The organism is Megasphaera massiliensis (assembly GCF_000455225.1).
In the GTDB taxonomy this organism is placed as follows: Bacteria; Bacillota; Negativicutes; order Veillonellales; family Megasphaeraceae; genus Megasphaera; species Megasphaera massiliensis.
The window spans coordinates 776,237-789,721 of record NZ_HF954537.1; the positions used below are offsets into that span (position 1 = coordinate 776,237).

Annotated in this window: 12 protein-coding genes and 1 riboswitch; all 12 genes read right to left on the reverse strand. The window is 52.6% G+C overall.

Annotated elements, in window-relative coordinates:
• Window positions 1-135 precede the first annotated feature (135 nt).
• Window positions 136-600, reverse strand: coding sequence for a 6,7-dimethyl-8-ribityllumazine synthase (gene ribH / locus TX77_RS06985; protein ID WP_044504051.1), 465 nt, complete (start codon window positions 598-600; stop codon window positions 136-138).
• Between the two features lie 36 nt (window positions 601-636).
• On the reverse strand, window positions 637-1,278 hold the full coding sequence (locus TX77_RS06990) for a riboflavin synthase (RefSeq protein WP_044504052.1): 642 nt from the start codon (window positions 1,276-1,278) through the stop codon (window positions 637-639).
• The gene (gene ribD, locus TX77_RS06995; protein ID WP_044504053.1) at window positions 1,259-2,398 is read right to left on the reverse strand and encodes a bifunctional diaminohydroxyphosphoribosylaminopyrimidine deaminase/5-amino-6-(5-phosphoribosylamino)uracil reductase RibD; all 1,140 of its coding nucleotides are present in this window, start codon (window positions 2,396-2,398) and stop codon (window positions 1,259-1,261) included. Before ribD ends, TX77_RS06990 begins: the two co-directional genes overlap by 20 nt.
• Window positions 2,399-2,502: 104 nt before the next feature.
• Window positions 2,503-2,634: riboswitch (FMN riboswitch) on the reverse strand.
• Window positions 2,635-2,689: 55 nt separating this feature from the next.
• Window positions 2,690-3,334, reverse strand: coding sequence for a ribulose-phosphate 3-epimerase (rpe, locus tag TX77_RS07000; RefSeq protein WP_044504054.1), 645 nt, complete (start codon window positions 3,332-3,334; stop codon window positions 2,690-2,692).
• Window positions 3,335-3,336: 2 nt separating this feature from the next.
• Window positions 3,337-4,200: a ribosome small subunit-dependent GTPase A gene (gene rsgA / locus TX77_RS07005; protein ID WP_044504055.1), complete on the reverse strand. Its 864-nt coding sequence runs from the start codon at window positions 4,198-4,200 to the stop codon at window positions 3,337-3,339.
• Between the two features lie 8 nt (window positions 4,201-4,208).
• Complete coding sequence (gene pknB / locus TX77_RS07010) at window positions 4,209-6,161, reverse strand: Stk1 family PASTA domain-containing Ser/Thr kinase (protein ID WP_044504056.1); 1,953 nt, start codon at window positions 6,159-6,161, stop codon at window positions 4,209-4,211.
• Window positions 6,162-6,197: 36 nt separating this feature from the next.
• On the reverse strand, window positions 6,198-6,905 hold the full coding sequence (locus TX77_RS07015; RefSeq protein WP_044504057.1) for a Stp1/IreP family PP2C-type Ser/Thr phosphatase: 708 nt from the start codon (window positions 6,903-6,905) through the stop codon (window positions 6,198-6,200).
• Window positions 6,906-6,974: 69 nt separating this feature from the next.
• Window positions 6,975-8,003, reverse strand: coding sequence for a dual-specificity RNA methyltransferase RlmN (rlmN, locus tag TX77_RS07020; protein WP_044504058.1), 1,029 nt, complete (start codon window positions 8,001-8,003; stop codon window positions 6,975-6,977).
• A 1-nt stretch (window position 8,004) separates the two neighbouring features.
• On the reverse strand, window positions 8,005-9,336 hold the full coding sequence (rsmB, locus tag TX77_RS07025) for a 16S rRNA (cytosine(967)-C(5))-methyltransferase RsmB (RefSeq protein ID WP_044504059.1): 1,332 nt from the start codon (window positions 9,334-9,336) through the stop codon (window positions 8,005-8,007).
• Window positions 9,337-9,381: 45 nt separating this feature from the next.
• Window positions 9,382-10,317, reverse strand: a complete 936-nt coding sequence (gene fmt, locus TX77_RS07030) for a methionyl-tRNA formyltransferase (protein ID WP_044504060.1) — start codon at window positions 10,315-10,317, stop codon at window positions 9,382-9,384.
• Window positions 10,317-10,778: a peptide deformylase gene (gene def, locus TX77_RS07035; protein ID WP_044504061.1), complete on the reverse strand. Its 462-nt coding sequence runs from the start codon at window positions 10,776-10,778 to the stop codon at window positions 10,317-10,319. The genes fmt and def overlap by 1 nt, the downstream gene beginning before the upstream one ends.
• A 268-nt stretch (window positions 10,779-11,046) precedes the next feature.
• Window positions 11,047-13,407, reverse strand: a complete 2,361-nt coding sequence (priA, locus tag TX77_RS07040; protein WP_049917322.1) for a replication restart helicase PriA — start codon at window positions 13,405-13,407, stop codon at window positions 11,047-11,049.
• Window positions 13,408-13,485 lie beyond the last annotated feature (78 nt).

Below are 13,485 nucleotides of genomic sequence, written 5' to 3' on the forward strand. Positions count from 1 at the left end.
AATATCTTTCTCGTTTCACTATAGCAAAGGTTCCTTAACTTCGCAAGGGATTGGCAGGACAGACGCCAGACAGCAAAAGGCTGCCCTGCCGATATTGGCGGGACAGCCTTTCCAATCCGGGATGTTCCCGGCTTTTTATAACTGTTTGATGAGGTTGACCATTTCGATGGCACCGGTGGCGACGTCGAAGCCTTTGTTCCCCGCTTTTGTGCCGGCCCGTTCGATGGCCTGTTCGATGTTTTCCGTCGTGATGACGCCGAACATGATGGGCACGCCCGTCTTCAGCGATGCCTGAGCAATGCCTTTAGCCGATTCGCCGCAAACGAGGTCGTAGTGGCTGGTAGCACCGCGGATGACGGCACCGAGGCAAATGACGGCGTCGTATTTACCCGATTCAGCCATTTTCTGAGCAATCAGGGGGATTTCAAAGGCTCCCGGAACCCAGGCCGTCGTAATATCGTCATCGTTGACGCCGTGACGATGGAGGGCATCGTAGGCGCCGCCGAGCAGTTTGCTGCAAATAAATTCATTGAAACGAGCGACGACAATACCAAACTTCGCACCAGAACCGATTAATTGACCTTCTTTAATGTGTGCCATAATAACAACACTCCTATTCTAAATTATATATTGAAGTTAAAATCCATTTTCCAGCAGTTTGTCCAACGTCAGGCCTGATGAGGACTGAGGCGAACCGACTGTGAATCGATGGACGTATTTCCCAATGACATCTGTTTCCAAATTGACGATGGCTCCCGGATGTTTATCCATGAGGGTCGTATTGGCCATCGTATGGGGAATGATGGAAACGGAGAACTGACTGTTACCGACGGAAACGACGGTCAAACTAATGCCGTCGATGGTGATCGACCCTTTTTCAACGATGAAGATTTCCATATCTTTCGGAATGGAAATGGTGATGACCCGGGCAATGCCGTCATTGGCAATGCGGGCTACGTGACCGACGCCGTCGATGTGGCCGCTGACGATGTGGCCGCCAAGTCGTCCTCCGACCTGCATGGCTCGTTCCAGGTTAACCTTAGAACCGCTCTTAATCGTGCTGAACGACGAACGACGCATCGTTTCATGCATGACGTCAGCCGAAAAGGTCGAATCCGTCAAATCCGTTACGGTCAGGCAGACGCCGTTGACGGCAATACTGTCGCCGAGCTGTGTTCCTTCTAATACTTTATGAGCCGCAATCGTCAACCGAATGGAGTCGGGACGGCGGTCCATATGGGCAATAGCCCCTAATTCTTCAATGATGCCAGTGAACATAGGCACCCTCCCTATTGGCATTATATGCCGTAAGCAATACGTTATTTTCATGCATCTCTACAGAATCGTAGATAAGCGGCAGGCATTCATCGAGCTCATCGACGCCATAACCGCCGACCGACGGCAGGGCCCCGACACCGCCGATAATCTTATCGCCCATGAAGGCATAGACTTTATCGACGAGGCGGGCATCAAAGAAACTGCCCTGAACAGTGCTTCCCCCTTCGACAAGGATACTGGTCAGCCCTTCTTCATGGAGTCGTTTCAAGGCTTCCGGAAGATTGATGGACTGATTGTCTTGAAGTAAGGGTGCCAGAATGACCCGCACGCCGGCATTTTTCAAAGCCTTCATCTTTTCAACGGGGCAGGCCGACGTCGTCATGACGATGGTCGGCGTCGTCTTATCGGTGACGACCAGGGACTTCAGCGGCGTCCGTCCCTTAGCATCGAGGACGATGCGCACCGGCTGGTGCGGTGCCTCCTGACCTTCTCGTTCGATACGGCAGGTCAACAGCGGGTTATCCGCCAAGACGGTGTTGATGCCGACTAAAATGCCGTCGTAAATGGAGCGCAGATAGTGGCCGTAATTTCGGGCCCATTCGTTGGTAATCCATTTCGAATGGCCCGTCCGTGATGCCGTGCGGCCATCGAGGCTTTGGGCCAGTTTAACGGCAATGAAAGGTTTTTGGACCATCATGTTTTTGATAAATACTTCGTTGAGCTGGGCTGCTTCTTTCGACAACAGGCCCACTTCAACGGCGATACCGGCCTTGCGCAGGATAGCCGCTCCCTTACCGGAGACGCGGGGATTGGGGTCGAGCATGGCCATGACGACCTTGCCGACGCCCTTTTCGGCCAACGTCCGCGCGCACGGAGGTGTTCGGCCGTAATGGGCGCAAGGTTCGAGGGTCACATAAACCGTCGCTCCCTTGGCCTTTTCCCCGGCCTCTCTCAACGCCCACACTTCGGCATGAGGGGTGCCGGCCTTATGGTGATAGCCGGTGCCGACGATTTCACCATCTTTGACGATGACGCAGCCGACGGCCGGATTTGGTGTCGTATAACCCAGAGCTGATTTTGCCAGTTCCAGGGCTTTTCTCATATACTCTGCCGGTTCCAATATATTCCTTCCCTTCTTCTTGGATTTGCAGGCGGGAAAACGAAAAAAGGCTATGGATGAAAAATCTCCATAGCCCTTTGAGCACAACAAAAAAAGACACTGTCGTCTGTCTTTTCCCATCCAGACTGTACTGTCGGTACCGAAATTTCATCGGTTCAACCCTTGCGGGTTAGCGGACTGTCACCGCCGGTCAGGAATTGAAAGCCCAGCTTTCTCACCTTGCCTCAAAGACTATTTCTATTCTTCTTTTCATGTACGATTTTAGCACATGAAAAGGAGAAATACAAGTCCTTATCGCAAGGACGCAATGGCGGCTTTTCGATCAGCCGCACCAAATACAGCACTGCCGGCAACGAGGAAGGTGGCGCCGGCATCTTTGACCATCTGAGCCGTCTTATCGTTGATGCCGCCGTCGACTTCGATGACAGCATCGGTATTTCCTGCATTCTGGAGGAGTTCCTTGGCCTGGCGGATTTTGTCAAGGCTATAAGGAATGAACTTTTGACCGCCAAAACCGGGATTGACGCTCATGATAAGGATGAGGTCCAATTGTCCGGCAACACAGGACAAGGTCGATACAGGCGTCGCCGGATTGAGGGCTACGCCGGCCTTCATCCCGGCTTCATGGATTTGCTGCAGAACCCGGTCCAAGTGGACACAGGCTTCTTGATGAACCGTCATATATTGGACGCCGGCATCGGCCAGGCCGTCGACATACGCTTCGGGATTGGTCACCATCAAATGAGCATCGAAGGGAAGTTTCGTAACCGGGCGCAAAGCCTTGATGACGGGCACGCCGAAGGTGAGATTGGGGACAAAATGGCCGTCCATCAAATCGAGATGGATACAGTCGGCCCCCTTCTGTTCGACGTCTTTAATTTCTTCAGCTAACCGCGAAAAATCAGCGGACAATATAGAGGGACAAATCGTTACCATGATTATCGTTTCCTTTCTGCAATGGAGGTGATGATTTTACAGTACGTTTCATACCGTTCTTTTTGAATCTGCCCAGCGGCAACGGCCTCTTTTACAGCACATTCCGGTTCGGACAGGTGGAGGCACGACGAGAACTTACAGCCTGCGCTGTATGGCACCATATCCGGGAATAAGGGCAGGACGTCCCGCGCATCAAGATGTTCAAAATCGAGGGCGCTGAACCCCGGCGTATCGACGACATAGGTGTCGCTGTCGAGGCGCATGATTTCTGAATGGCGTGTCGTATGACGGCCCCGTTTAATCTTCTCACTGACGGCTCCGATGGATAAATCCTTGCGCCCCAAAAGTCGGGACAAAAGACTCGATTTACCGACGCCGGACGGGCCGGCAAAGGCCGTTACTTTCTGCGGCAACCGTTCATAGAGCTCGTCGAGACCTTCTCCGGTACGAGCTGATACAAGGCAGACGTCATAGCCGCAGCGCTCGTAGAAATCCCGGTAGCTTTCAGCCAAGTTCCGGTCGAGATCACATTTATTGAAGCAGAGTATGGGCCGAATGCCGCTGTATTCACAGGTCATGAGCATCTTGTCGATGAGAAAACGGTTCGGATCCGGTGACTGGGCTGCCATGATGACCATCAATTGATCGATATTGGCCACCGCCGGCCGGCGGATTTGGTTCCGCCGCGGCAGCTGGGCTTCGATGACGCCCTTGTCATTCTCCAGTTCCGTAATTTCCAGTTCATCGCCGACTAAGATTTTCGCCTTGAGCAGCTTGCCCCGACGCCGGCATTCGACGAGGTTGTCTCTTCCGACATCGACATAATAATAGCCATTATAGTTCTTGATGACGCGTCCTTTTGTCATGTTCCTCCTTAGATATATTGATCCTGTACCAGCGAATTATTGATATAGACTTTGACCCGGGTCTTACCGGTCCCACTGACGCTCTTTGAAATGTTGTCGCCGCCGGATTGATTGCGGTCGTAGACGACGCGCGAACCATTATCATCGGACACGACGATTTGAACGTGCTGGTTCGAAGCGCCGGCAGGAACACTGATATTGACCGTTCCGTAGTGCGGCGTACCGGCCGGTTCCTGGTTATTGGCGCTGCCGTCCGAGCCGGTCGACTGCGAATTTTGGCTGCCGGGATATTCGACAGTCAGATTGACCACTTTGCCGTCTCCTGCGGCCTGAGCCGTAACGACGGCCTGAGAGCTGTCTTTCGAAGCATCGAGGTTGGCGACGGAGCCGACGGAGTAGCCGGCGCTTTCCAAGGCTTTTTCCGCCTCTTCGAGGGTCATGCCGCTTGTATTCGGAGCTTCGTTAGCCGCTTCAGCAGCCTTTTCAGCCTCGCTCTTGCGGCAGACGACGAGGTTGACCTTCGTCCCCTTGTCAACTTTCTTCGGCGACGCCGGGCTCTGACTGATGATCGTCCCGTCGGCATACTGAGCACTTTCCTTATAGGTTACCTTGCCGACGGACAAGCCGATTTCTTTCAACTTGCTTTCAGCCTCTTCCAGTGTCAGGCTCCTCAGATCCGGCATTAAGACCTGCTCACCCTTATTGCCCTTACTGACGGTCAGGTAAATCGTTCGGTTGGCCTTGACGACGGCACCGCCTGACGGCGTCTGGGCGACGACTTCGCCAACAGGGACTTCCTCGCTTTCTACCTCCTTGACCGATACGTCAAGTTTTTTATCCTTGAGGATTTTTCGGGCGATTTCCACCTGTTTCCCCGTTACGTTCGGAACCGTAATATCTTCAGTGCTCCAAAAATTACCAAAGGAAAAGAAGGCCCATACGAAGGCGACGAGAAAAACACCGAGCATACCGATGATGATCGTCTTTTGGGAATGATTACTGATAGAATCCATGAAACGAGTAAAAATATTCTTCTTCTTTTTCGGCGCTTCTTCAGGCAGCTCTTTTTCCTTTATGGGCTGGATTTTTTGAGTCCCAAAGTTATACGTCCCCTTACTGATAATCGGACGGGCACCATTGGTGTTGATAAAGCCCTGAGACAGGCGAAGTTCAGACATCATCTCGCCAATCGACTGAAAGCGGTCGTCGGGATTCTTGGACATGGCCTTTAGGATTACCTGTTCGACCAGCCGGGGAATGCGGCGATTGTACTTCGTCGGCAGGGGAATGTCGTCCTGAACGTGCTTCAAGGCAATGCTGATAGCTGTATCCCCTTCGAAAGGCACGATGCCGGTCATCATTTCATACATGACGACGCCGAGGGAATAGATATCCGTCCGCTCATCAATATGGCCGCCGCTGGCCTGTTCCGGCGAAAAATAATGAACCGAACCGAGAACGGTGCGATCGCTGTTTTCCACGGAATTGACAGCCCGGGCAATGCCAAAATCTGCGACCTTAATACGCCCCGTTTCAGTCACCAGAATGTTATGGGGCTTAATATCGCAGTGGACGATGCCGTTAGCATGTGCGTTTTCAAGGGCTTCGCCGATATTGAAAGCAATCTGTATCGACGTATTGATCGGCAAATGGCCGTGTTTTTCGATATACTCTTTCAACGTCTCGCCGCGTACAAACTCCATGACGATGTAATGGACATTTTCATCGTAGCCGACGTCGTATATATTGACGATATTGGGATGGGACAATTTAGCAGCCGCTTGCGCTTCCTGCCGAAAACGAACGACAAAATCGTGGTCGTCGCCGTATTTTGCATGAAGCACCTTGACTGCGACGATACGATCCAGGAGAATATCCTGGGCCTTATATACGCTGGCCATGCCGCCTGTGCCTACTTTTTCCAATATCTTGTATCTATTGTCTAAGATATGACCAATCATTTTTAACTATTCCACCACTTTCATAGTCGTTCCCGATTATATGGTTGTTAAAATTGCCGTGACATTGTCCTTGGCCCCATTTTCATAGACCTGGTCAAAGAGATCGTTGATGATCTCCCGTTCTGTCCGGCCGTAGTCGCCGATGGCATCGCAAAGTTCCGGCTTGCCAATGAAAGAGGTCAAGCCGTCGGAACAAATCAGAATACGGTCATTCGGCTGTACTTCAAAAGCCCCGGTATCGACGATGAGATTGGAGTCGACACCGACCGCTCTGGTCAGTACATGGCGCTGCGGATGATCCAGCGCTTCTTCTTCTGTAATCTTACCTTTATCGAGTAAAACCTGAACAATCGTATGATCGACAGAAATCTGTGAAAAGACTCCTTCCCGGTATAGATAGATGCGGCTGTCTCCGACGTGGCCCCAAAAGGCCATATGCCGGGCCAGGGTCACCATGGAAACGGTCGTCCCCATTCCCTTTAGGGACGGATCGATCAAGGTCTTGCTGATGATACTGGAATTGGCATACTGAATTGCCTTTTCCAGCTGCACCGGTGCCGCATAATTAAAGTTCTTAAAATAGTAAGCAATGGCTTCTACCGCCGTCTTACTGGCGATTTCGCCGCCGACGTAGCCGCCCATACCGTCGGCTACGGCCAGCACGTTTCGCTCATGGCTGATATAAAAAGAATCTTCATTTACTTTCCGAACCAGGCCGATTTTGGATTCACCGTATGTGCCCAAATTCTCACGTCCTCTCACGGTGTTTCGTTATAGGTACACATTAATTCATATCATATTCCCTGTCACCTGTCAAATATTTTCACGTTTTATACGCAGCTGGCCGCAGGCCGCCTGAATCTTGCTGCCCATTTCCCGGCGCAGCGTGACCGGCACGCCGTGGCGCTGGAGGTAGGTAACGAATTCACTGATTGACTTATCATCAGGCCGATAGAGACCGACGTCATAGTTGTCATTAATGGGAATGGCATTGATGAGAATATTTTTACCACTGAAAAGGCGGGCCAATTCTTTGGCACAAGCATGGGTGCAGGTCAGATTTTTGATGAGAATATATTCATAGGTAACCTTCCGGCCTGTCTCTTCAAAATAATGATGGGCCGCCGTCAAGACGGCATCGAGGGGATACTTGTCGGTAATCGGCATGATACGACGACGAAGAGCATCATTGGGAGCGTGGAGGGATACGGCCAACGTAATGGGCATCCCTTCTTTCGCCAATTGGTACATCTTAGGCACGATGCCCGACGTCGACAAGGTCATATTGCGATAGCCTAAGTAGAGGGTATCCTTTTCGTGGATGAGCTTCATGAAGGCGATGACATTGTCGTAATTGAGCAGCGGTTCTCCCGTCCCCATGATGACGATGGAGTGCAGCTCCGGTGTCACGTGTTGACGGAACGCCAATAACTGCGCCACCATCTCTCCAGCCGACAGATTGCGGACAAAACCGTTTTTCGCCGAAGCACAGAAGGCACAGTTGACGGCACAGCCGACCTGCGACGAAACGCAGATCGAATTTCCGTAATCGTGCATCATGAGCACCGTTTCAACGGTCTGCCCGTCGTTAAGGCGCAAAAGCAATTTAACGGTCCGTCCGTCCGGTGCATCAAGGCGCGACACGACGTCGGGCATCTGAATAGGCAGGACTTCTTTTAAAAGGTCCCGATCCTTTTGCGGAAGGAGCACCATGTCATCCCAGGAAAAAAACGACTGCTTATATATATAATGAAAAATCTGATCGGCCCGGAATTTTTTCATCCCTTGGGCGACGAGGAAGTCCTGCAGGTCTTTTTTTGTCATATCGAATAGATTCATCATATCAAGACTCCTTCTTCATGCGAGCAATGAAGAACCCGTCCATGCCGTCACGCTGAGGAAGAAGCTGGATAAAGGGGCCTTCATGTCCCGGAACGGCCAGTTTCTCCGCAGCGTTTTCAACATGAAACTCCGGATGCTTCTGTAGAAATTCGTTGACGATGCCGCTGTTTTCGTCATCATTCAGAGTACACGTACTGTATACCAAAACGCCGCCGGGCTTCACGCACTGAGACGCACTTTCCAAAATGCGACGCTGCAGGGCCGGTAAAGTACGAAGATCGCTCAACTGCTTGCGCCAGCGAAGGTCGATCTTGTGGCGCAGGACTCCGAGACCGGAACAAGGCGCATCGATCAAGACGCGGTCTGCCCGACCGCCGTACTTCTGACCGATGGTGCAGGCATTCTGCAAGAGGGTGCGGACGTTTTTAAGGCCTAATTTTTGGGCATTATAGTCAATCAATTTCAATTTATGTTCATGGATGTCGCCGCCGTAGACGATACACGACGGACCGCCGATAGCCGCTAAATGGGTCGTCTTTCCGCCGGGAGCAGCGCAGACATCGAGGACCAGTTCATGGGGCTGAGGGTCGACGATATGGGCGACGAGCTGAGACGGTTCGTCTTGAATGATGGCCCGCCCGTCTTTAAGGCACTCCAGTTCGTGAATCCCCAAGTGACCGTCGATGTAGATGCCGTCCGGCGAAACCGGCGTCGGACGAGCCTGAATCCCTTGTTCGATGAGGTCTCTAAGAAGCTCATCCCGACTGGTACGGGGCGTATTGGCCCGAAGACACAGAGGCGGGATGGTATCGAAATACTGACAAAGCTGTTCCGTTTCCTCCGGGCCGTAATCTTTCAGCCAACGGCGAATGAGCCAGTCCTGCTGATGATACGTCAAGGCCAAGTAGGCTGTCATATCCTTTTCCTTATCCGGAATGACGAAGGAATTGCGGTTGCGAATGCTGTTTCGCAGCATGGCATTGACGAATTTTGCCATGCCCTTATTGCCAAACTTCGTCGCCATCTTGACCGACTCGTTGCAGGCTGCCGATTCAGGCACCTTATCCATGCCAAAAATCTGATAGAGCCCCAAGCGGACGATGGCCAGGCAAACCGGATCGAGCTTATTTAATTTGCGCGTACTGAGCTGGGAAATGATCCAGTCCAAATAATTAAGACAGCGCAGGGTCCCATAAACAAGTTCCGTATAAAATCTCCGATCCCGATCAGAAAATTTATGGGCCTGTATCGCCTTCGAGACGACGATATTACTATACCCTTCATCCCTGCAAATGGTCAGCAGGCTTTGAAAGGCAATTTCACGTACGTTCATGAATCCTCCTAAATAAAACGTATGGCCATGCATGCGGCATGCCGGTTATAACGGTTCTCCGACGGTCAGCGTAACCCCTTGCAGATACTGGGCCGCCATCAGACGCTTGCGGCTTTCCGGCTGAACTTCAGTAATGCGAAGAGCGCCCTTTCCGGTCTGGACGGTAAAGGATTTTTTAGTCACGGCAATGACCGTTCCCGGCACGGCATCCGCCCCTTCGACGACGTCGGCGGACCATATTTTCAGCCGTTTTCCGTCGCGGCACACCGTATAGGCACCGGGATGCGGATCTAAGGTCCGGATCAACCGTTCTAAGACGACGGCATCAGCCGTCCAATCGAGGGCCGCTTCTTCTTTTGTGATCTTCGCCGTATACGTGGCCTGACTTTCATCCTGGGCGACGGCATTTCGTTCATAGTTATCCAGGTCGTCGACGACGGTCATCAAGGTTGAGGCCCCCAGAGAGGCCAGTTTATCGAACAAGGTGCCCGTCGTTTCCTTGGCGTCTAAAGGGATGACGGCTTTTTTCAGCATCTTCCCCGTATCCATCCCTTCGTCGAGGAGCATGATGGTAACGCCGCTTTCAGCTTCGCCTTCTTTGATGGCATACTGGATGGGCGCAGCTCCTCGATACTTCGGCAAGAGGGAGCCGTGAACGTTGAGGCAGCCGTATTTTGGGATATCGAGAACGGCCTTGGGCAAAATCTTGCCGTAAGCAATGACGATAATGACGTCCGGAGAAAGGCTTTTCAGTTCAGAAATAACTTCATCGCTTCGCATAGAATCGGGTTGGAACACGGGAATCCCGAGTTCGACGGCTTTTTCCTTCACCGGCGAAAAGGTCACCTTCTTCCCTCGTCCCCGCTGTTTATCCGGCTGAGAATAGACGGCGACTACGTCGTGCTGCGATTGAGCCAACTGTGCTAAGGCCGGAACGGAAAAATCAGGCGTTCCCATGAATACGATGCGTAAGCTCTCCATTATTCCCCTACTTTCTGTAAATCCGTCGCTTTTTCAATAAATAAATGGCCGTAGAGATGATCCATTTCATGCTGGAAGATACGGGCCAAGAAACCTTCCGGTTCATAAATGACCGTCTTGCCGTGGCGCGTCAAGGAACGGACCTTAATTTTAGAAGCCCGCTGAACTTTACCGTAATAGCCAGGAACGCTCAGGCAGCCTTCCGTATCGATGTTCGTTTCTTCCGACATTTCAAGGATTTCCGGATTGATGAGTTCAATCAATCCGTTGCCGTCATCGAGGACGATGAGCTGCAGCGATTCATTGACCTGGGGCGCCGCCAAGCCGACGCCGTCGGCTGCATACATCGTTTCGGCCATGTCATCGAGAATTTTCTTTATATGTTTATTCACTTTTGCAACCGGTTTTGCCGTCGCTTTCAGGACGGGATCTCCGGCTTTTATGATTTTGAGTAATGCCATATATCTTTCACCTCATTGTTATAGTAAAACGCTTATCCGTCTTATTATAGCGGAAAAAGAGCCAAAAGGCTACTGTAAGAATTCAAATTAACCGTCACCAAGAGTGAGAAAGAGAATCCTTCCCCTTCTATTATATCAGATTCATACAAGGCCCGGGGCAGCGATGCTTCCCTTTTCTATGACCCGGCAAAGCCCTGCAAAAAGCGAAGCCTGTGTGGCATCACACAGGCTTTTATGTCAAAAATGTTTAAAAAAAGTTAAAAATCTGCTACATCGACGGATCGACATCGATGACGACACCGGTCTGCCAACAGGCCGGAAGCTGACGCATCCCTTTCTTTATCGGTCCCAGGTCTGCCGCCGTCAGCGACAAGACCAAGCGATATTTATTGCGGATCTTTTTGATGACGTCTTCATAAGGACCGATGATAATAACCGCCTCTCCGTGATCCTTATTCCAGCTCGAAAGAGCCGCTGCCACGTCGTTGGCCTTGCGCCAGACTTCTTGTTCGTCGCTGTCGCTGACCAGGATCTTCGTCATTTCCTGAAAGGGCGGATAGGCCAATTCTTTACGAAACTGGATTTCCTGATCATAGAACGCGCGGTAATCCTGGCGGGCTGCACATTGGATGACGTAGTGATCCGGCGCATAGGTCTGCATGACGACGCGGCCGGGAACGTCGCCTCGGCCGGCCCGGCCGGCGGCCTGAGTGAGTAGCTGAAAGGTCCGTTCCCCGGCCCAGTAAGCCGGCAGGTTGAGCAGGCTGTCGGCCGACAAGATTCCGACGGCACTGACACCGGGAAAATCATGGCCTTTAGCGACCATCTGCGTCCCTAATAGGATATCGTATTCATGGCGGCGGAAGGCTTCGATGATGCGGTCGCCGCTGTGTTTGCGGCTCGTCGTATCCTGATCGAGGCGGACGATACGAGCCTCGGGGAAGAGCTCGTGGAGCTGCAGCTCCACCTTTTCTGTGCCGCTGCCAAAAAATTTAATGTATTTGCTGCCGCAGGACGGGCAAACCGTCGGCACGGGCTTTTCGGCATCACAGTAATGGCACTTTAAATGGGACGACTGGCGGTGATAGACCATGGCCACATCACAGGTATCGCATTTGACGACGTAGCCGCATTTGCGGCACATGATGAATGTCGAATACCCCCGCCGGTTGAGGAGGATGATTGCCTGCTGACGGGCTGCCAGGGTTTCATTCAGCAGTCCGTACAGGGAATCGGACACGACGCGGTAATTGCCGCGGGCCAATTCCTCCCTCATATCGACAACGGTGACTTCCGGCAAGGGGCGGTGGCCGACGCGTTCCTTCAGTTCCACCAAGACGTAGTCCCCTTGAAGGGCCTTATAATAATCGCCTAAGGCCGGCGTCGCACTGCCGAGGATGACCGGACAGCCATAGTAAGCCGCTCGTTTCCGGGCTACGGCGACGGCATGGTAGCGCGGCGCCTCATCCTGCTTATATGAGCTGTCGTGGGCCTCGTCGACGATGAACAGGCCGATGGACCGGGCCGCCGAAAAGACGGCCGATCGGGCACCGATACAGATATGACTGGTCCCGTTTTGCATGCGCAGCCAGTTATTTCGTTTTTCGCCTTGAGACAATTGGCTGTGCATGACGACGACATCGTCGCCGAAACGGCGCAGGAAGCGGCGCACGATTTGACCGGTCAAGGCGATTTCCGGCACTAAGACGATGACCTGCTGTCCCTTAGCCAGTACTTTCTCGGCAAGCTGCATGTAGATTTCTGTCTTGCCGCTGCCCGTAATGCCATGGAGGACGTAGGTTTTTCCGCCTTCATCGCCTTCGATCACATGGAGGGCATCTTTTTGTTCCGCCGTCAGCGGCAGGGCTTCATCCGGTTCAAGCGTCGGCAGGATGTTTGTCGTCCCTGCCGGATGCTGCTCCCAACGGGCAAGGCCCGTCGCAGCCAGGCGGCGCATGAGGTCACGCGTATAGCCCTTGGACTGGAAGTAGGCAGCCGGCGCCGTTCTCTTTTCTTTCAGTTCCGCCAATAAGGCCTGCTGTTTAGGCCGGCCGTGAAGGGTACCATCGAGGTCATCCTTTTCAAAGGCCAGCCAGTCCTCCATTTTATCGGCAATCTTATTCTTTAAAAAGCTCTCACTGCAAAGACCGTTTTCGGCTAAGAGACGAGACACGAGGTCACGACCAAATTTACGGCCGAGGGCTCCTTTTTCCACCCTGCCCTTATCGGCGACATAGAGCTGAACCGACCGGCCTTCTGCCGTCGTCGCCGGTGTCGGTCCCAGGGACAGGACTTCCCGGCGGACGAGACCGCGCTTGTCGATCATGAACAGCCGCAGGGCATCGGAAAGATTACAGACGTAGTAGTCGCGGATCCAAAGGGCCGTTTCAATCATTTCTTCCCGAAATCCGGTCTGTGATGACAGGAGGCCCTCAATGGGCTTTAAGGTAAAGTCGGCCGGTTCGTCCAGCGCCTCATGGAGGGCGACGACAATCCCCTCTTCCCGGCGAAAGCCAAAGGGAACGATGACGCGGCTTCCGACGCGAACGGCCAGGTGATCCGGCACGGTATACGAAAAGGTCTGCTGTAACCGTTTGGCCGTCGTATTAATGATAATTTCAGCAATCACGGACATACCTCCTCATCAGGGCTGCAGCCGAAGTTCGTCGCTGCCGTCCGAGGGCATACGCCCAAAAACAGAAAGAGA